The sequence below is a fragment of the Streptomyces sp. NPDC053673 genome, assembly GCF_055585225.1.
Window position 1 is genome coordinate 65,507 of record NZ_JBVJKN010000031.1, and the last position, 17,162, is coordinate 82,668.

At 69.5% G+C, this 17,162-nt stretch carries 16 protein-coding genes and 2 pseudogenes; 9 read left to right on the top strand and 9 right to left on the bottom strand.

Annotated elements, in window-relative coordinates:
* Nucleotides 1-363: 363 nt before the first annotated feature.
* The gene (locus tag ACZ6ZQ_RS31255) at nt 364-960 is read right to left on the bottom strand and encodes an NADPH-dependent F420 reductase (protein ID WP_469771877.1); all 597 of its coding nucleotides are present in this window, start codon (nt 958-960) and stop codon (nt 364-366) included.
* Between the two features lie 41 nt (nt 961-1,001).
* Entirely contained in the window at nt 1,002-1,820 is an 819-nt protein-coding gene (locus ACZ6ZQ_RS31260) for a 3'(2'),5'-bisphosphate nucleotidase CysQ (RefSeq protein WP_469771878.1), read from the bottom strand.
* A 140-nt stretch (nt 1,821-1,960) separates the two neighbouring features.
* Between ACZ6ZQ_RS31260 and ACZ6ZQ_RS31265 the strand changes: the two genes are divergently transcribed.
* Nucleotides 1,961-2,866 (top strand): LysR family transcriptional regulator, encoded by a 906-nt coding sequence (locus ACZ6ZQ_RS31265; RefSeq protein WP_469771879.1) that lies wholly within the window; start codon nt 1,961-1,963, stop codon nt 2,864-2,866.
* 511 nt (nt 2,867-3,377) lie between these two features.
* Entirely contained in the window at nt 3,378-3,860 is a 483-nt protein-coding gene (locus ACZ6ZQ_RS31270) for a hypothetical protein (protein ID WP_469771880.1), read from the top strand.
* Between the two features lie 29 nt (nt 3,861-3,889).
* Here ACZ6ZQ_RS31270 and ACZ6ZQ_RS31275 read toward each other — a convergent pair.
* Nucleotides 3,890-5,016 (bottom strand): annotated as a pseudogene (locus tag ACZ6ZQ_RS31275) (IS3 family transposase); the annotation flags it as partial.
* A gap of 218 nt (nt 5,017-5,234) precedes the next feature.
* On the opposite strand from ACZ6ZQ_RS31275, the gene ACZ6ZQ_RS31280 reads away from it, so the two are divergent.
* Complete coding sequence (locus ACZ6ZQ_RS31280) at nt 5,235-5,408, top strand: hypothetical protein (RefSeq protein ID WP_469771881.1); 174 nt, start codon at nt 5,235-5,237, stop codon at nt 5,406-5,408.
* A 187-nt stretch (nt 5,409-5,595) separates the two neighbouring features.
* Here ACZ6ZQ_RS31280 and ACZ6ZQ_RS31285 read toward each other — a convergent pair whose 3' ends face one another.
* Nucleotides 5,596-6,330: an SDR family oxidoreductase gene (locus ACZ6ZQ_RS31285; protein ID WP_469771882.1), complete on the bottom strand. Its 735-nt coding sequence runs from the start codon at nt 6,328-6,330 to the stop codon at nt 5,596-5,598.
* Between the two features lie 71 nt (nt 6,331-6,401).
* Here ACZ6ZQ_RS31285 and ACZ6ZQ_RS31290 point away from each other — a divergent pair, with 71 nt between their 5' ends.
* Complete coding sequence (locus ACZ6ZQ_RS31290) at nt 6,402-7,349, top strand: LysR family transcriptional regulator (RefSeq protein ID WP_469771883.1); 948 nt, start codon at nt 6,402-6,404, stop codon at nt 7,347-7,349.
* An 18-nt stretch (nt 7,350-7,367) separates the two neighbouring features.
* Entirely contained in the window at nt 7,368-7,880 is a 513-nt protein-coding gene (locus tag ACZ6ZQ_RS31295; protein WP_469771884.1) for a recombinase family protein, read from the top strand.
* A 511-nt stretch (nt 7,881-8,391) separates the two neighbouring features.
* On the opposite strand, the gene ACZ6ZQ_RS31300 is transcribed toward ACZ6ZQ_RS31295, so the two are convergent.
* The 3 genes from ACZ6ZQ_RS31300 to ACZ6ZQ_RS31310 all read right to left on the bottom strand — a co-directional run bounded on the left by ACZ6ZQ_RS31300 (nt 8,392) and on the right by ACZ6ZQ_RS31310 (nt 11,352).
* Nucleotides 8,392-9,375, bottom strand: coding sequence for a serine hydrolase domain-containing protein (locus tag ACZ6ZQ_RS31300; protein WP_469771885.1), 984 nt, complete (start codon nt 9,373-9,375; stop codon nt 8,392-8,394).
* On the bottom strand, nt 9,372-9,608 hold the full coding sequence (locus ACZ6ZQ_RS31305; RefSeq protein WP_469771886.1) for a hypothetical protein: 237 nt from the start codon (nt 9,606-9,608) through the stop codon (nt 9,372-9,374). Before ACZ6ZQ_RS31305 ends, ACZ6ZQ_RS31300 begins: the two co-directional genes overlap by 4 nt.
* Before the next feature lie 463 nt (nt 9,609-10,071).
* Nucleotides 10,072-11,352 (bottom strand): hypothetical protein, encoded by a 1,281-nt coding sequence (locus tag ACZ6ZQ_RS31310; RefSeq protein WP_469771887.1) that lies wholly within the window; start codon nt 11,350-11,352, stop codon nt 10,072-10,074.
* Nucleotides 11,353-12,329: 977 nt separating this feature from the next.
* On the opposite strand from ACZ6ZQ_RS31310, the pseudogene ACZ6ZQ_RS31315 reads away from it, so the two are divergent.
* Nucleotides 12,330-12,554 (top strand): annotated as a pseudogene (locus tag ACZ6ZQ_RS31315) (site-specific integrase); the annotation flags it as partial.
* Here ACZ6ZQ_RS31315 and ACZ6ZQ_RS31320 read toward each other — a convergent pair.
* The gene (locus tag ACZ6ZQ_RS31320; protein ID WP_469771888.1) at nt 12,547-13,140 is read right to left on the bottom strand and encodes an SMI1/KNR4 family protein; all 594 of its coding nucleotides are present in this window, start codon (nt 13,138-13,140) and stop codon (nt 12,547-12,549) included. The pseudogene ACZ6ZQ_RS31315 and the gene ACZ6ZQ_RS31320 overlap by 8 nt on opposite strands.
* Nucleotides 13,141-13,222: 82 nt before the next feature.
* Here ACZ6ZQ_RS31320 and ACZ6ZQ_RS31325 point away from each other — a divergent pair, with 82 nt between their 5' ends.
* Both ACZ6ZQ_RS31325 and ACZ6ZQ_RS31330 read left to right on the top strand, forming a co-directional pair.
* A complete protein-coding gene (locus tag ACZ6ZQ_RS31325; protein ID WP_469771889.1) occupies nt 13,223-13,720 on the top strand; it encodes a hypothetical protein in 498 nt (165 codons plus the stop codon).
* Nucleotides 13,721-14,038: 318 nt separating this feature from the next.
* On the top strand, nt 14,039-14,500 hold the full coding sequence (locus tag ACZ6ZQ_RS31330) for an RRQRL motif-containing zinc-binding protein (RefSeq protein WP_469771890.1): 462 nt from the start codon (nt 14,039-14,041) through the stop codon (nt 14,498-14,500).
* 349 nt (nt 14,501-14,849) lie between these two features.
* Here the strand turns inward: ACZ6ZQ_RS31330 and ACZ6ZQ_RS31335 are convergent, their stop codons facing one another.
* Entirely contained in the window at nt 14,850-15,449 is a 600-nt protein-coding gene (locus tag ACZ6ZQ_RS31335; protein WP_389195244.1) for a TetR/AcrR family transcriptional regulator, read from the bottom strand.
* Between the two features lie 171 nt (nt 15,450-15,620).
* Between ACZ6ZQ_RS31335 and ACZ6ZQ_RS31340 the strand changes: the two genes are divergently transcribed.
* Nucleotides 15,621-17,066 (top strand): FAD-dependent monooxygenase, encoded by a 1,446-nt coding sequence (locus ACZ6ZQ_RS31340; RefSeq protein WP_469771891.1) that lies wholly within the window; start codon nt 15,621-15,623, stop codon nt 17,064-17,066.
* Nucleotides 17,067-17,162 lie beyond the last annotated feature (96 nt).

Sequence of the window (17,162 nt, forward strand, 5' to 3'; positions counted from 1 at the left end):
GAAGGTTCGCCGGGTGGGTGGTGCGGTCTGACGACTGGTCGTAGAGGATCTGCCGTATGAGCGACAGCGGATTCTCGTTGCGGACAGCCACAGGCGATGATGCGGAGTTCCTCCCGGACATGCTGGTAGCTGCTGTGAACTGGGACCCCGCTCGGCAGCAGGTCAGCCGTGAGCAGGTCTTGGGAGACCGCCTGACGGCCCACTATGTCGAGGGGTGGCCTCGGGCGGGTGATCTCGGAGCGGTCGCCGTCGACACTGGCGGGCAGTCGATCGGCGCCGTGTGGCTCCGCCTGTTCAGCACCGACGATCCCGGCTACGGCGTTCTGGATGTGGGCCCGCCGGGGGCGGTGCGCTGTGCGCGGGTCAGCGGGCGATCGAGATCGCGAAGGGCGTGAACCCGCTGGAGCGGATCACGTGCGGTACGAACAGTATCGCGGCCTCCGTGGCGCGGGCGGTCTGGATCCCGCCGAGGTCGGTGATCCACTCCTTGCGCCAGCCGAGGTCGGTGAGCAGTTCGCGGACGGTCTGCTTGGCCTGCGGGTCCTCGCCGGAGAGGAACGCGGTTGGCGTCTGGGTGAGCATGGCCGGCGCGGTCATCACCGGGAAGAGCATGGTGTTGAGTGTCTTGACGACGGGCGTTTCGGGAAGGGCTTTCTGGAGTTGCTCGGCGAGGCTTGAGCCGGGGTAGAGCAGGTTGGCGGGCAGGCCGTCCGGTCCGTCGAGGGTGGCGTTGGAGACGTCGACGAGGATCTTGCCGCGCAGTTCCTCGCGCAGAGCGGCAAGACGTTCCAGGGAGCTGGCGCCCGGGGTGGCGTTGATGACGATCTGGGCTGTCCGGGCGGCGTCGGCGGCGGCGCCCGGCGCGCGGTCCGCCACGGTCACCTCATGCCCTGCCCGGGTGAGGGCTGCGGCCAGGTTGCCGCCGACGCGGCCGTTTCCGAGAACTGCGATCGTGGTCATGATGATCTGGTCCTTCTGTGGGTGCAGGTTGTGGTGCGCGGTCAGCGTGAGAGGGTGGCGGCGGCCTCCGTGTGGACACCGGGCGCGGCGGCCAGGAAGCTCTCGCTCTGCGGGGTCCAGGGGCGGCCCTCGGCATCGGAGATCTGTCCGCCGGCTTCGGTGACGAGCAGCGCCCCGGGCAGCAGGTCCGCGCGGGCGCCGGCGAACTGCCAGAAGGCGTCGATCCGGCCGGCGGCCACGTTCAGCAGGTGCAGGGTCGCGGGCACGGCGGTGCGGACGACGAGCGCGTCGAAGAGCATCGCGGTGATCGAGGAGCCGACGCGTCGCACGATCTTCTCGTTCTCGTCCGGCCGGGCCTGGCTGGTGGCCACGATGCTCAGGCCGAGGTCCGCGGTCTGGGAGACGTGCAGCGGCCGGCCGTCGAGGTGGGCGCCCGCGCCGGTGAGCGCGGTGTAGGTCTCGCCGGTCAACGGCAGGTGGACCGCGGTGAGAACCGGCTGGTTCTCGCGCACGAGGGTGGCGGTCACCGCCCACTCCGGTAGGGCGTGCAGGTGGTTGACGTTGCCTTCGGCCGGATCCACGACCCACCATTCGCCGGGCGGCAGCGCCCCGCCGTCCAGCTCGTCCTCCACCCAGCCGGCGTCAGGGCGCAGGCTGGTGAGGCGGGGGCGCAGGATGTCGAGGGCCGTGTTGTCGTTGGCGGCGAGCGCGTGCATCAGCTCTTCGCGGGTCTGGTAGTGGACCACCTCGCCGAAGCGCTCGCGCAGCGCCGAACCGGCTGCGCGCACGGCGATCGCGGTCTGGGCGAGCACGTCGGCGTCGGGGGCGGCGAGATCAGTGGTCTGAAGCGTTTCGGACATGGTGGTGCTCCCGTGTGAGGCGGATTGATGAGGCCGATCGGGGACCGAACTGCGCGTTGTTTCTTTGCGCTTTCGTCTCGAAGGTATACAGCCCCATCATTAACATCAAATGCATGTCAAGCACGGCTAGGATTACTCACATGCAATTGGATTTGAACCTGCTCGCCGCGCTCGACGCGCTGCTGGAGGAGGGAAGCGTGGCTGGGGCGGCCGCGCGCCTGCATGTCACCGCCCCCGCAATGAGCCGGAGTCTGGGCCGGATCCGGCGCACGACCGGGGATCAGATCCTGGTGCGCACCGGCCGCACGATGACCCCGACGCCGTATGCGATCGCTGTCCGGGAACAGGTGCACGAGCTGCTGCACCAGGTCCAGGGGGTGCTGGCACCGAGCCGTGAACTCGATCTGGCAACGCTGGAGCGCACTTTCACACTCCGCTGGCACGATTCTCTGGTCGCCTTGAGCGGCCCCGCACTGCTCGCGGCCGTGCGCGGACAGGCGCCGGGCGTGCGATTGCGCTTCGTCGCGGAATCGAGCATCGACACACCCGAGTTGCGGCGCGGCGAGGTCGACCTGGAGGCGAATGCCAACCGCCCGAGCGCACCGGACATCCGTGCCGAGAACGTGGGCGAGACCCGCCTCGTCATCGTCGTGAGGCAGGGGCACCCCCTCACCCGCGTCGGGACCGTCACCGCAGAGCAGTACGCCGCCGCTGAGCACGTCACCGTCTCGCGACGTGGAAATCTCAGCAATGCCCTCGACGACGCCCTCGCGGCGCTCGGCCTCACCCGCCGCGTTGTGGCGACCGCGCCCACGGAAGCGGCCGCGCTGGAGTTCGCGCGCGGCTCCGATCTCCTGATCAGCGTTCCCGAAGCCACCACGCGCTCCGCGGTCGCCGACCTCGGCCTGGTCGTGCTCCCCCTCCCGCTCGAACTGCCGTCGGCACCGATATACCTGTCGTGGCATCAGCGCTACGACACCGACCACGCCCACGCCTGGCTGCGCGGGCTGGCGCGAACCGCGCTGGCCATGTGCCGAGCGTCGTAGTCGGCGCCGTCCGGCCGCTTCACCCGTACGTCCACGCGATCACCTTGATGCCTTACGGCCGGTCAAGGCCGATTTCATCCAGCAGGGAGGGAGTGGGCGAGCCGCCGGTCAGGCTCAACCTGACACTACCGATCCACGGTCCCGCGCCGCAGTCGCCTGTCGGCAAACGAACGAATGACGACAGGCGCCACGCGCCTCCAATGAACCCGGGCTTTTCGCGGCCTCGCGACGACGCCGATCCAATCAGATCCGATGACGGCTGATGACAGGGTTTGCTGACAGCTGAGGTCGAATGCGACCACCGACCCAGGGAGCGGCGTGGCCAACCTGGTCTACAAGCGGGTGTCGACCGACCGTCAGAACCTCGTCCTTGCCGAGGCCGACATCGAGGAGCCGGTCACGTTCGAGGAGGAGGGCGGCACCTCAAGTCGCCTCCACCCGCTGGAGCGCCTGAAGTTCGGCGAGCTGCTGACCTACGACACGGCAGGGCGACACCGGGCACATTTCCGAGATGTTCCGCCTGGTGCGTGGCACCGGGCACATTCTCGATCTGCCCGACGTCCTGCACCGCGACCGCCTCGCCCTACGCATCCAAGACGGCGCGTTCTCCGCAATGGACCTCACCGTTCGCCACCCGCGCACCGGCGAGCTGCTGTCCACCGTGAGGTTCATGGTGCAGACCCTGGTCGCCGTCGGCGAACTCCAGCGCGACCTCCAACGCGAGCTGACCTACGACGGCCTGCGCGCCGCCGAGGCCAAGGGCAACAAGGGCGGACGCCGCCCCGCCGTCCCGGCCGCGAAGACCGACACCGTACGCACCGCGTACCTGGAAGGCCGGTCCATCGCGACCCTTGCCCGCGACCACGCCGTCAGCCGCGGCGCCATCCGCACCGCCGTCGCCGGCCTCCTGCCCGAGCACACGGCCGCCGCCCCGGACGCCCCGGCCCCGGAACTGCCGGTCGTCCTCGACATGCAGGGCAAGGTCGCCGACTGAGGTTGATCCCCGGGAGTGGACACCGGGTTTCACGCGACGAGTGACAGCGTACGTGACGTGATCAGTTGCTGTTCGAACTCGACTGGTGTGAGGTAGCCGAGCGCGGAATGCCGACGGCGCCGGTTGTAGTACGACAGCCAGCGGAACAACTCGAGCCGCGTCTGTGCCTTCGAGGTCCAGCGCCTCCCGTGGAGCAATTCGCGCTTGAGGCCCTGGAAGAACGACTCGGCGAGGGCATTGTCGTAGCTCGAGCCGACCCGGCCCATGCTGCGCCGGATGCCGTGCCGACGGCACACCTCAGCAAAGGCGGCCGCGCTGTATTGGGCACTCCTGTCGGTGTGGAAAACGTCGCCGCGAACCTGGCCGCCGCGGGCGCCCACGGCCATCTCGATTGCATCGGTGACCAGCAAGGTGCGCATGTGGTCGGCGATCGACCAGCCCACCACCTTCCTCGAACAGATGTCGATCACCGTGGCGAGGTAGAGCCACGTCGCGCCGACGGCTATGTAAGTGATGTCGCCGCACCACCTGGTGTTCAGCGTGTCCGCGGTGAAGTCGCGCATCACCAGGTCCGGCGCGGGCGGCGCGGTCCTGTCCGCGATCGTCGTCCGCTTCTTCTTCCGCAGATGCCGGCCCACGATGTGGTTGATCCGCATCAGCCGAGTAACGCGCTTGCGGTTGATCCGCCGTCCCCTCGCACGCATCTCGGCATGGACGCGCGGGGCACCATAGGCGCCATGGTACTCGGCGTGGATAGCACGGATCTCGCTCGCGGTCCGCTTCTCCTCGGCCTGGCGCTCAGCTCGGGCCTGCTCGGTGGCCAGGTTCCGGTAATAACCGGCCCGGGAGGCCCCGAGCACCCGGCAGATCCGCTGCACGCCGAAGTCGGCGCGGTTATCGGAGATGAAGTCCCAGCGGTGGAGGCTCACTTCACCTCCCGAGCGAAATAGGCGGCTGCCCGGCGCAGGATCTCGCGCTCGAGGTGCCATTCCTTCTCCGCTTTCAGCAGCCTGGCGTTCTCAGCCCGCAGCCGGGCCAGTTCCTCCGCCTCACTCCCGCCTGCGTCACGGCGTCCGGGCGCGGCCTGGGCCTCGTCCTTGCGGACCCACGTCCGCAGCGACTCCGCGGTGATGCCGAGATCAGCAGCCACACTGATCCAAGTCGTCCGCGAACTGCAGACACTCCTCGCAACCTGGACCGGCGCCTGCCCCACCTGCAACCGCGACATACACACCCGCACACCGACCTGACCAAGCACTACAAGGACCTCACGGCGGGAGACAGCGGCGTACCGGATGGCGCACCCTGGAGGGCCACGAGTCCGCCCGCAAGCGCGGCAAGACGATCGGTGGCGCGGGCGTCACCGACGAGTCGATGCTGTCCACGGCCCTCCACCTGCGCGAGCAGGAGATGAGCCTGCGCGACATCGCCAAACGCCTCGTCATCACCACCGGCACGAAGAAGGGCCAGCACCCCTCACCCGCCACCGTCATGCGCATGCTGCGTGAACACGACGAGCACACAACCGCGATGGAAACCGCCGGCTGACTCGCGGCCCAACCCTTGACGCTGATTCCGCGAGATGAGTGATCACCTCGTGCCCGTCTTGGCTTGTGCGCCCACCAACTACCAGTAAAGCCCGTGGGGATGGGCGCCGTGCAAGAGGCCAGTGATCGTCACTGCGGAGGTTGAAAACACCCCGTCAGGCTTCGGGCGGAGACGGCGCGGCTTGGTCTCACCAGGGAATCGGCCCGTCCTCGGCCAGAAAGGCGCCCGTCGGGCCGTCCTCGCCCACAGTCGCCAGGTCAACCGCGACGGCCGCGCCCTCTTCCGCCGTGCGTATCCCGGTGTGGCGGTTGAGGTCGGTCGCGCAGTAGCCGGGACTCACCGCGTTGACCAGGATCCCTTCGGCGCGCAGTTCATTGGCGTAGAGCACGGTGATCGTGTTCAGCGCGCTCTTCGAGGTGCAGTAAGGGAGGAGAATCGAGGAGTAGGCGGACCACGGGCTGCCCGGGTCGGCCAGGTGGGTGAGGGAGCCGAGTTCGCTGGACATGTTCACGATGCGTGCGGCGGCGGAGCGGCGGAGCAGGGGGAGCATGGCGTGGGTCACCGCGATGACGCCGAACACGTTGGTCTCGTAGACCTGCCGGACGGTAGCGGCTGGGGTTTCACTCGGCTTTTGCGGTCCGGCGGCGATCGCGGCGTTGTTGACGAGGATGTCGAGGCGGCCGAACGTGGCGTCGATGTGCTGGGCGGCGGCCTGGACCGAGATCTCGTCGGTGACGTCCAGCGGTACGAACCGTACGTCGGCGCCGCCCGCGCGAAGCTCCTCGGCCGCCGCCTCGCCACGCTCGGCGTTGCGGGCGCCGATCAGCACGGTGATGCCGAGGGCTGCGAGCCTGCGCGCCGTTTCCTTGCCAATGCCCTTGTTCGCGCCGGTGATCAAAGCAGTCTTCTGCGAAGTCGTCATGGCACCCAGCCTCCCCTCCCCCACGGGCGGCAGGGAAAGACCAGAAGACTCTGGATCTATAGTCCACAGATATGAGTGAGCTAGAGGTGCGGGAGCTGAGGTACTTCATCGCGGTCGCCGAGGAACTGAACTTCAGCCGGGCCGCGCAACGCCTGGGGATGGCGCAGCCCCCGCTGTCGAAGGCGATCGCTCAGATGGAGTCCCGGCTCGGGGTACGCCTGCTGGAGCGCACCACCCGGCAGGTGAGGCTGACCAACGCCGGTCAGGTGCTGCTCGACCAGGCCCGGATCGCGGTCGACGCGGTGCACGCGGCGGCCCGGCGAGCACGCCGGGCCGGTCAGCCGACACCCCAGCTCGTCGTGGCGGTCAAACCGGGAGGCGATGCCGGGCTGCTGCGGGAGATCCTCGCCGCCTACCGGGGAACGGATTCGCATCTGCCGCCGCCTGAAGTCGTCGTCGGCGGCAGCGGAGAGCCGATCGCCATGCTGCGGGACGGCCGTGCCGACGTAGCGCTGCTGCGCAGCCCGTTCGACGGTCAAGGGCTGGATTCCCAGACACTCGTGGTCGAGCCGCGACTGGCCGTCCTCCCCGCCGCGCACCGCCTGGCCGGACGCCGGCGACTGCGGCTGACCGACCTCAAGGGCGAACCGATCCCACGCTGGAAAGGGGCCGCCCCCTCCACCACCGCCTACTACACAGGACGCGACGGAGCGGAAGCAGGCGATGGCCACACAGGCTTGGCGCCGGCCGACACTCCTGAGGGGCCGCTCGTGGCCAGCGTCGAGCAACTCCTGGAGGTGGTCGCGCTGGGCCAGGCGGTGGCGTTCCTGTCACTCTCCACCACCAAGCGGCACCAGCGCCCGGACATCGCGTACCGGCCGGTCACCGGCCTCAGCCCCAGCGCGGTGATGGTCGCCTGGCCGGAGGCCTCGCGATCCGCAGCCGTCGCCGCCTTCGTCCAAGCCGCCCACGACGTCGCCGCCCACCACTCCGACCACATGACCGCACTGGCCTACTGACCGGGGGCACTCACCGCCATGACGATCACCGCAGGACCAATTTCAGACAACCACCAGCGCGAAGAAAGGCCAGCACCCCCTCACCCGCCACCGCCATGCGCATGCCGCCTCGTCCGCACTCGACCGCTACGGCCGGTCCCTCAAGGACCTGGTCAACTGGTCGGCGAACTCCGCCGCCGCGAGATCGGCTTCTGCTCTCTGCACGAAAGCCTGGACACCACCGCCCCCGGCGGCCGTCTCGTCTTCCACGTCTTCGCCGCCCTCGCCGAGTTCATCCGCGAGCTCATCGTCTCCGGCACCCGCGAAGGCCTGGACGCCGCACCCGCCCGCGGCCGTGTCGGCGGCCGACCCACCGTCGCCACCCCCGAGATCATCCGCGCCGCCCGCGACCTGCTCCCCAACCCCGAGAACTCGATCACCTCGATCGCCAAGCTCCTCGGCGTCAGCCCCGGCACCCTCTACAACCACATCCCCGACCTACAGGAACTCCGCGCCTCCGGCCGCGTTCCGAACCAGCTCAGCGCAGACTGACCGCTACCGCCAAAACCCGGACCGATCCTCCCCGAAGGCCGTGAACCGCGGTACGCACAGCACGCTGCGAGCGGCACCGCAGCCGCCCGCCCTCCTCAAGGACCTGGTGGCGCACCAGCCAGAGTGGTCTTCCGCGCACGAGCGCCTGTCGGCCGACTCCGGCCGAAGCGGCTATGCGGAGCTACGGCAGCGCCTCAGTTCAGAGAAGTGACCAGGCCAAACGAGATCGGGCCGCTCCATACCGGCCGGGGCATCGTGCACCTCCCAGCCCCCCTCGGGAACCCCAGGGTATGGCGCTCCGCGAGCGGCGGCACGCGGGGCAGCCGACGGTTTCCGGGCTGCTCCGTTCGACTAGGCAGCCCCCTCCCCCACACACCCGGCCGACCGGCGCGACAGCAACTGCAGGGGGAGCCCAGATAGACCCGACCAGCAGGAATGGGAATTGCCGGACTCCTAAGGGCCGCCCCGTAAGTATCCGCTGTTGACGGTTGTACTTGCCCGTTTGATGTCATCAGCCGTTGTCGCGGCTGTGTTCAGCCAGAAGTGCGAACCCGTGACGGTCGACTGGCGCGGCGGTGGCCGAGAGGATGACGACGCCAGTGCCGGTGCTGCGGTCGAGTCCGAGCCAGGACCGGAAGCCGCCGGTTCCGCCGTTGTGCCAGGTGATCGGTTGGCCTTTCACCTGGACCGTGATCCATGCGGCGCCGATGTAGGCGCCCGCGCCGAACGGGGCGATCGGATCGAGTGCGGTGATGCCCGGGACACTGCCGTCGAGCATCGCTGCTGTCAAGCGGGCCATGCTGGCGATGGAGGCCCGGATGCCACCTGCCGGTCCGAGTCCCTCGCCGGTCCAGGGTTGCCGCGGTCGCCCCCGGCGGCTTCTGCCGTTGAGCGCACCGAGGCGAAGCTGATCGACCGTGCCCGGGGCGTAGAAGCAGTCGAGTTTCAGCGGGGTGGCGACGCGCTGGTGGACGAGCTGGGTGTAGGTCGTCGCAGCGGCGTGGGCGAGGGCGTGGCCGAGTAGCTCGAAGCCGAAGTTGGAGTAGTGGGGCCGCGGCTTGCCCGGCGGAACGTCCCGGGCCCGGTCGAGGAGCTGTTCGAGGTCCTCGCCGTAGGGATTGGTTCCGTGTCGCCACAGGGCGATGGTGCGCCGCCATGGTCGCGCGGACTTGGGCAGCCGGGGCAGGCCGGACCGGTGCGTGCTCAGCGACCGCAGTGTCACTCGCGCGGCGGGGACGTCGCCCAGCGGCAGCAGCTCGCCAAGGGTCGCATCAGGGCCGATCTCGCCTCGGGCGAGCGCGTCGGCGTACAGCAGCCCGGTGACGCCCTTCGAGATCGAGCCGATTTCGAAGTCGGCGTTGAGGTCGGTGCCGCGGCCGGCCACTGCCATGCCCCGAGGCGAGACCACGGCCGCCGCGGCGACGGGGTGGCGTGGGCCCAACAGTTCGCCGAGCGTGGCAGCGAGCCCCTCGTCGCCATGGATCGCGGCGGTCATGACCGACCGCCGAACAGACGCCGGCCGCCATGCTTTTTGTGAACCGCCTGCTTCGAGACGCCCATGACAGCAGCGATTTGCGGCCACGTGGTGCCGTTGTTGCGGGCGCGGCGCACCAGCACCGCTTCGATGCGTTCCATCTCGGTGCGGAGCTGCGCCACGGCGCCCAATCCCACCAACGGGTCGCGGTCGGCCGTCGATGCCGCGAGTTCGGTCAACTGCTTCACATCCATGAGTCAACCATGGTTGACCGCCGTCCACTCCGTCAATCAAAGTTGACGCCATCCAGCCAAAAGGCGGCCCCGGATGCTGTCGAGACCCGCAGTTATCTAGGGCAAATGACATGTCTGACCAGGTCAGGGGGCACGCGGTTCAGTCAGGAAAGTAAGGCACGTACTGGAAACGCTTGGCCCGAAGCGTTTGGTGGGCTCACGTTCAGAGCCGGGCGGACGGCGCCGCGGGGTACACGACGGGCAGCAAGCAACGGCAGACGCCAGTGGGGGACCCGGTACGTCCCCGACGGCCGAGCGGGTCGCCCTGCCGAACTTCGTTACCGGCTTTGGGGACCAGTGGAGCAGCCGATACTGGCTGCTCCACTGGTCCCCAAAGCCGGGCTCGGAGTAGGGACGCGGAGGGCCCCGCACGAAACCGGGAGGTCGGGGTTCACGTGCGGGGCCGCTCACGGGGTGTGGGCCGTCAGACTCCGATCAGGGAGTACGTACCCGTACCGTCCTGCCTGCCGCTGGAGTACTGACGTATGAACTCCCCGTCCGCGTACCGGTCGTGGCCCATCATGGAGCCGGTGTACTTGTTCTGCACGCCGATCTTCGAGCTGCCGGGGACGTCGCGGTAGATGTAGAACCGCTGGAGGTCGTCCTCCGTGCAGGAGGCCGTCTTGAGGACCGCCCGTTCAGTGGCCGCGTTCTGCTCGGCGATGGTCGCGCACCCGCCGTTGCCCCAGTTCCACAGGGACGCCTCGAGGACCCCGTTGCGCTCCGTCACGTTGCACAGGCGCCAGTTGTCCAGGTGGGCGCTGAAGATCGACGAGGGCCGCAGGCGGACACCGTCGTCCGCCAGGAGCGGCGCGCCCCAGGACAGGGGCTTGCCGGGTACGGCGATCTTGTAGACCTCAGCCTTGCAGTCGAGAGCGGCCCGCGCGCTACGCCCGGTGGCCTTGGGCTGTTCGGCGGACGTGCCGCTGGTGAGAGCCGGGCGCTGCACGAGGCGGTCCCGCTTCTGCTTCGCCGTCGGCGCCACCGCACCCGCCGGGTGCTCGGCCTTCGCGGCGGCCGAGCCGCAGTCGAGGAGTTCTTGCGCCTTGGCCATGATGCTGCCTGCGGGCACCTGGTCCTGGCAGCGCACCGCGCCTTCCTCAAGGGTGGTGTAGGTGGTGAAGCTGCCGCCGTCGGGCCCCTCGATCCACTTCAACGCCCAGCTGCCGTCGCCCTGTTGGACGCGGTTGCAGTTGAGGCTTCCGTACGTACCGGTGACCTTCTTGGTGCCCTTGTAGGCGCCGTAGTAGCCGGGCTGGTTGAAGTTCCACGTGACCGCGTTCGACTCGGTGCTGGTGGAGGTGTAGTCGACCTTGACGTTCAGGCCCAGGCTCGCGCCGACCTTGCCGAGGGCCTCGACGGCGAAACTGCCCTCGACATTGCCGTTGAGGCCGACGGACACCGAGATGGTCGTCTGGGTGCTGGTGGTGACGGTCTGGGTGCCGGTCGTGCCCTCGGTGACGTACCAGCCCTTGAAATGGGTGATCGTCGGGGACACTTCGGTGGTCTTGATGTACGGGTGGCGTGTGCCGAGTTCGGCCGCCGTACAGGTGTCGCCAGGCGCGGGCGTCTGCGCCGTCGTATTGCTGGGTGCTGCAGCAGCCGGTGAGGCGGCAAGGCCCATGGCGGCTATCGCGGAGGCAGCCGCAGCGGTGAAGGCTAAGAGCCCTCTGCCGAAGCGGCCGGTCGATCCTATGTGACACATCGTTGTTTCCCCCTTTGGCCGGCCCGCATGCAGGCGGGAACCCCGGCCGGTGGTGTGGTCAGTGTGATGGTGCTGAGCGCGAGTGAACATTAGCGACACCCGATGAAATGATGATGAAAGGTTGATCATGCCGGGGCGGAATGGCTTGTTCTCGGTTGGCACGCGCGGGCGTTGCCCGAGTCACCGTGATGTCCGTCCAGCATGCGGCTGGCGGGCGCCGAGAGCGCCGGGAGCGGGTACAGCCGCGGGACGACCGGGGTCTGCCGGACGCGGCAGACAGTGGCGCACCTGACGAGGGGGCAGATGCGCGCGCCAGCCCGGGGATTGAAGTCGGCCGCGGCGGGCGCGGACCACGGCGCCTCGTTCCTGGTGCTGGCTCCCCGCACGGCGCTCGTATCCGGCTACGACGGATGGCTGGCCACCCCCCGGGAGAGCGCCGGACCAGTCATGAAATCCGGACACGATTGCGAATTCCGAACCTGGGCCCGATCGATGGTTCTTGCCATGCCGATCAGCTGTACGACCGCGTGATCGGCAGGACCGCACTGGAAGGGACCTTCGTGAAACGCGCCAGACGCCTGCTCGCGTCACTGGCCGCACTCGCCTTGACCGCTGCCCTCCTCGCGCTGGGCACCTCACCGGCCGCCGCCGCACCGTCGACGGCCAGCCGGGCGGCTCCCAAGGGCCACGGCACGTGCACGGCCACCGCCCCTGCTCCGGGCCCGCACGCGACGGCGCGGCGTGGACCCGCACCCAAGAGGGCCCCGTCTCGGGGGTTGAGGAACATCGGAACGAAAACCGGCGCTAAGCCTCCGTCGCCCCCGGTGGGCGGCTGACGGAGCGTCGTCGGGCGGATCGGTCTGAAGTCGTCCCACGGATAACACCCCAATATCTGCGGTAGCTTGATCCGTCACCTGCGGTGACGTTCTCCGGGCCGTACGCGAAGCGGCCCTGTTATCTGCGGCAAGGGGGAAGCGGTGCCCACCGTCGTACAGTTGCCGGCCTGGAAGGCGTTGACCGTCCGCGCGGCGGCGGACGTGTTTCTCGACTCGCTTGGTAACCCGAACACGGTCCGGAACTATGGGATCGGGGTAGGCAAGACCGCTGAACGGCTCGGCGAGGCCCGGCCGCTGGCGTCGGTCGTGGACGACGAGATCGGTGAGGCCCTGGAACTCCTCTGGGTCACAGCGGCGGTCAACACCGGGATCTGGCCCGGGGGCCCCAGGGGGCGCTGGCGACGGTCGCTGGGGAGGTGAGTCCCAGGGCGCCGTTGTCCTTGCCATCCCGCATGTGGTCCAGCCAGCGTTCGTACCAGGAGAGGAAGTCCCGGGCCGAAGAGACGTTTGGGGGCCAGAAGCCGTCCGCGTTACCGGTGAGCATGCGGCCCGTGAGGGGTCCAGTCACGCCGATGAGGCATAGGTCTGTGCAGCCCATCTCGATGATGTGGAGGAACAGGTCTCCTTGCAGTGCGTTCGGGTGGTTCACGTGATGGAATCCCCGCGGGCTGCCGTCCGGCGGTTGGCGGTCCATGGTGAACAGCCTGCACTCCTCCAGCGGAAGCAGACCGTAGAAGGGGCCGGCACCGCTGCCCCCGAGCTCGACCAGGAACTCGCGGTAGGCGAACGGTAATTCGATGTGGTATTCGCCTTCGAAGACGTCTGCCTGCACGGAACTGATGCGCGGGCCAAGGCGAAAAGCGTGGCGCTCAGCACCCATCGAGTGGCTGCGCTGCACCTGGTAAGGCACCTTCGCCAGCTTGGAGCGTATGCGCGATATCCGGGAGTCCATCGGAGGATCTCTTCTCTCGTCAGCCGCCACTCTACTGGCCCACCTGCATGAGACATCACCGGATGTCTGGAGAACGAACTGGGTGAAGGCGGCGATCGGACTCGCCGGGATCTGCGCGGTCCTCTTCCTGCTGGACGGTGCGACCGACGCCCTGGCCGCCGCGCTGCACGACCTGCTGACCGCCGTGCCCCGCGTCCAGGTCGGCGCCGACGTCTCCAACGGCGTGTTCGCCGTGATCGACCAGCCGATCCGCTCCTACATCGAGGCCCACTCCGCGCCGCTGCCGATCAGCGCCTCCACCGTCTACACCGTCTGGCAACTGGTCGGATTCTTCGGCCTGGTCGGCGGGTTCTTCCGCAGCAGCGGCGCCCTCCTGACCTGGACCGCCTGGGGTACGGCCAGCGTCGCCATGGTGTGGAGACCACCCCGGCAACCAGCCGCCCCATCGCGGCCGGGCTCGCCGTCCTCGCCTGGACGTTCCTGTCCGCGTTCGCGATGCGCGGCCTCACCCTGCGCCGCCGCCTCGTCGCCGGGCGCCCGGCCAAGGTCACCGTCAAGCCCGAGATCCACGTCCCCGTAAGCCCCCGGCCCCGGCCGCCGAACAGCACCCGCACAGTAGCTGCCCTTTCCGGGACTGGCCTCCGGTCGCTCCGCCTGGTCCTCGCCCACCCGCTCCTGGGTGGGCGAGGGCCGGACAGGCCGACCGGCCGCCTCGCCGCGCCCCGCCGACACCAGCACGACGTCGGCGGTGCGCAGTGCTTGCTGTCCACCGACATCAGGAGGAACCGCTCGTGCTCCTCCCCCGCCCGCGCCGCCGCATCGGCCAGCCCTGCCCGCAGCGCCCCGGCCCCCGCTACCCGCAGCGCCCCGCCCGGCTCCCCGGTACCTGGAGCAAGTGATGCCCCTCCCCCGGAAGAGGCGCCGCCGCGAGGTCAAGCGGGTGCCGCGCAGCACCGCGACCCTGGAGGAGTACGACCGGCGCACCTGTCCCGAGGGCCTGGTCACGCGCAGGCAGTTACAGGAAAAGGGGCTGAGCCCCGGCGGGCACGGCCCGGTCGCGGTGCTGCGCTGCAAGGGGTGCTCCTACCGGCCCGACCAGTCGTGCAACCACCCCACCCGGGCCTGGCTCTACAGCGTGGAACTCGCCCGGCCGAAGCGGACGCCGACGCTCGCGCAGGAATGGGCGCTGGACCGGGCGATGGCCGCGAGGTCCACGTGCCCGCAGTGCAAGCGCGGGTACTACTTCTGCCTCCCGCTGCGCACCCAGGGCTGCTGCGACCCCTGCGACAAGGGCTACGAGCCCAGCCCCGACACCTACTTCACTTCCACGGCCCCGGTGACCCACCGGCTGGCCGCCTGATCAACGACCCTCCCGAAGGAGAAGTCACCGATGCTCAGTAGCCTGTTCGCCCGCGTCCCGACGTGCAGGACCCGGCCCTCTGGACGCCGCCGGGCACGACCGTCGTCCAGCGTTACCGCAACACCCTCGGGCCGCTGGAGGGCGCGATCGTCCTCGTCTACACCGCCGCCAGCGAGCGCAGCTCCTACTACGCCGCCGCGTGCCTCGGCTGCACCTACGCTCACCGGGCCGGGCAGGGCTGGCCTCCTGGGCCCGAATTTCTCGTCGCCCGGCGGGTCTCATTTACTGGGCGGCCTTCCAGCGCCCTACCGGTCCCGTGGCCCCGGCGGATACGAGTGCTCGGCAAGCCTCAGGGACTCGGCGCGGTCAGGTACCGCTGGATCGTCGGTGCCAGCCATACCACGATCTCCGCCCGCGCCAGCCCCACCGCCGGCGGCATCCGCAGCACGTACCGCGTGAGCGCCAGCCCCAGCAGCTGCGACGCCATGAGTGCCGCCCGTGCCGGGACCTGCTCGGGGTCGGGGCACACCTGCCGGGCGACCGGCAGAAGCTGGTCCCGCAGGATACCCTGCATGCGCTCCGCCCCGGCCTGGTTGGTCACGCCGACCCGCAGCAGGGCGGTGAGGACCTCGTTGTTCTCCCACATGTCGAGGAAGTGCTCGACGAGGATCCGCCCCGCGTCCTGCCGGCGGTCCGCCCCGCTCACGTCCGGCAGCCGCAGGTCGATGGTGACGGCCGCCGCGAAGAGGCCCTCCTTGTTGCGGTAGTACCGCATCACCATCGACGGATCGATGTTCGCGTCCTTGGCGATGGCGCGGATGGTGGCTCGCTCGTAGCCGTCGGTCGCGAAGCGCTCGCGGGCCGCCGCGAGGATCGCGCCGCGAGTGGCGTCGGAGCGGCGGGGGGCACCGGAGCCGGGAACCGTGGAGGTGCTGTCGCTGCCGTTCATGCCAACAAGCGTAGGCCAACGACCGTAGGTCAACAAGTGTTCGTCAACAGCTGTTTGCCAACGACTGTTGACGTCCTCCTTGGTGCCTCGCTATCTTCGTCAACGAGCGTTGGCCAACATTCGTTGGCAATAGGTGATGGCACAACCAAGCGTTGGCAACAGGAGGCCACCATGAACGGCACCGCCACCCACCGCACCGTGATCGTCGTCGGCTCCGGCCCCACCGGCCTCCTCCTCGCCGGTGACCTCGCCGCAGCCGGCGTCACCGTGACCCTCGTCGAGAAGCGGCCGCGCAAGATCAGCAACCTCTCCCGCGCCTTCGGGGTGCACGCCCGCACCCTGGAGCAGCTCGACGCCCGCGGCCTCGCCGACGAACTCCTCACCACCGGCGACACCATCACCGGCCTGCGGCTCTTCCGCCGCCTCTCCCTCAACCTGAGCACGCTGCCCTCGCGTTTCCCGTTCCTGCTCATCACCCCGCAGTACGAGGTCGAGCGGCTCCTGGAGCGGCGGGCCCGGGAGGCTGGGGTCGAGTTCGCGTACGAGAGCGAGGTCGTGGGGCTGCGGCAGGACGACGAGGGGGTCGACCTCGACGTGCGCGGCGCGGACGGGGCGGTCGTCACCCGCCGGGCGGCCTATGTCGTCGGCGCCGACGGTCACCGGAGCGCCGTGCGGGAGGCGATCGGCCTGGACTTCCCCGGTGTCTCCGTCATCAAGTCGCTGATCCTGGCCGATGTCCGGCTGGCTGAGAAGCCCGAGGGCGTCCTCACCGTCAACGGCCGCGGCGACGCCTTCGCGATGATTGCCTCCTTCGGCGACGGCTGGTACCGGGTCATGGGCTGGAACCGCCGCAACGAGGTCTCCGACGACGCACCGCTCGACCTCGACGAGGTCAAGGAGATCACCCGTCGTGCCCTGGGCGCCGACTACGGCATGCACGACGCCCGCTGGCTCTCCCGTTTCCACAGTGACGAGCGCCAGGCGCCGCACTACCGGGTCGGGCGGGTCTTCCTCGCCGGGGACGCCGCGCACATCCACTCCCCGGCCGGCGGGCAGGGCATGAACACCGGCCTCCAGGACGCCGCCAACCTGAGCTGGAAGCTCGCCGCGGCCGTCCAGGGCCGGGCGCCCGAAGGGCTCCTCGACAGCTACGAGGCCGAGCGCCACCCGGTCGGCAGGGCGGTGCTGCGCAGCAGTGGCGGACTGGTCCGGCTGGCCCGCGCGCGGAATCCGCTGCTGCGTGCCGCCCGCGCCCTTGTCTCCGCGTTCGTCGACATGGCCCCGCCCGTCCAGCGCAAGGCCCTGGGTCAGATCACCGGGATCGGCTACGCCTACCCCGCCCCCCGCGGCGCCCACCGCCTCACCGGCACCCGCGTCCCCGACGTCGCCCTGAAGGACGGCCGGCTCTACGAGGCGCTGCGCGGCGGCCGGTTCGTGCTGATCACGCCCGGGACGTACGAAGGCCCCGGTGTCCGTGAGGGGTGGCTGACCGTGGAGCGCTGGGCGGGCGACCACCGGACGACCGTCCTGGTACGGCCCGACGGATACGTGGCCTGGGCGGCGGAGGGTGCGGACGCGGCGGGGATCGAGGAGGCGGTGGCCCGGTATCTGGGCTAGGTGTTCTGTCCTGGGAGGTTGTGGACGGTGACAGGGGTCACGGCTGATCGATCTTGAAATGGGTGAGGGCCTTCTGGCCTGGTGTGGATTGCGACA

Excerpts from the sequence above, each read along its gene's own strand:
- ACZ6ZQ_RS31255 (WP_469771877.1), bottom strand. The coding sequence starts at position 960 with ATGACCACGATCGCAGTTCTCGGAAACGGCCGCGTCGGCGGCAACCTG.
- ACZ6ZQ_RS31260 (WP_469771878.1), bottom strand. The coding sequence starts at position 1,820 with ATGTCCGAAACGCTTCAGACCACTGATCTCGCCGCCCCCGACGCCGAC.
- ACZ6ZQ_RS31265 (WP_469771879.1), top strand. The coding sequence starts at position 1,961 with ATGCAATTGGATTTGAACCTGCTCGCCGCGCTCGACGCGCTGCTGGAG.
- ACZ6ZQ_RS31270 (WP_469771880.1), top strand. The coding sequence starts at position 3,378 with ATGTTCCGCCTGGTGCGTGGCACCGGGCACATTCTCGATCTGCCCGAC.
- ACZ6ZQ_RS31280 (WP_469771881.1), top strand. The coding sequence starts at position 5,235 with ATGCTGTCCACGGCCCTCCACCTGCGCGAGCAGGAGATGAGCCTGCGC.
- ACZ6ZQ_RS31285 (WP_469771882.1), bottom strand. The coding sequence starts at position 6,330 with ATGACGACTTCGCAGAAGACTGCTTTGATCACCGGCGCGAACAAGGGC.
- ACZ6ZQ_RS31290 (WP_469771883.1), top strand. The coding sequence starts at position 6,402 with ATGAGTGAGCTAGAGGTGCGGGAGCTGAGGTACTTCATCGCGGTCGCC.
- ACZ6ZQ_RS31295 (WP_469771884.1), top strand. The coding sequence starts at position 7,368 with ATGACGATCACCGCAGGACCAATTTCAGACAACCACCAGCGCGAAGAA.
- ACZ6ZQ_RS31300 (WP_469771885.1), bottom strand. The coding sequence starts at position 9,375 with ATGACCGCCGCGATCCATGGCGACGAGGGGCTCGCTGCCACGCTCGGC.
- ACZ6ZQ_RS31305 (WP_469771886.1), bottom strand. The coding sequence starts at position 9,608 with ATGGATGTGAAGCAGTTGACCGAACTCGCGGCATCGACGGCCGACCGC.
- ACZ6ZQ_RS31310 (WP_469771887.1), bottom strand. The coding sequence starts at position 11,352 with ATGTGTCACATAGGATCGACCGGCCGCTTCGGCAGAGGGCTCTTAGCC.
- ACZ6ZQ_RS31320 (WP_469771888.1), bottom strand. The coding sequence starts at position 13,140 with ATGGACTCCCGGATATCGCGCATACGCTCCAAGCTGGCGAAGGTGCCT.
- ACZ6ZQ_RS31330 (WP_469771890.1), top strand. The coding sequence starts at position 14,039 with ATGCCCCTCCCCCGGAAGAGGCGCCGCCGCGAGGTCAAGCGGGTGCCG.
- ACZ6ZQ_RS31335 (WP_389195244.1), bottom strand. The coding sequence starts at position 15,449 with ATGAACGGCAGCGACAGCACCTCCACGGTTCCCGGCTCCGGTGCCCCC.
- ACZ6ZQ_RS31340 (WP_469771891.1), top strand. The coding sequence starts at position 15,621 with ATGAACGGCACCGCCACCCACCGCACCGTGATCGTCGTCGGCTCCGGC.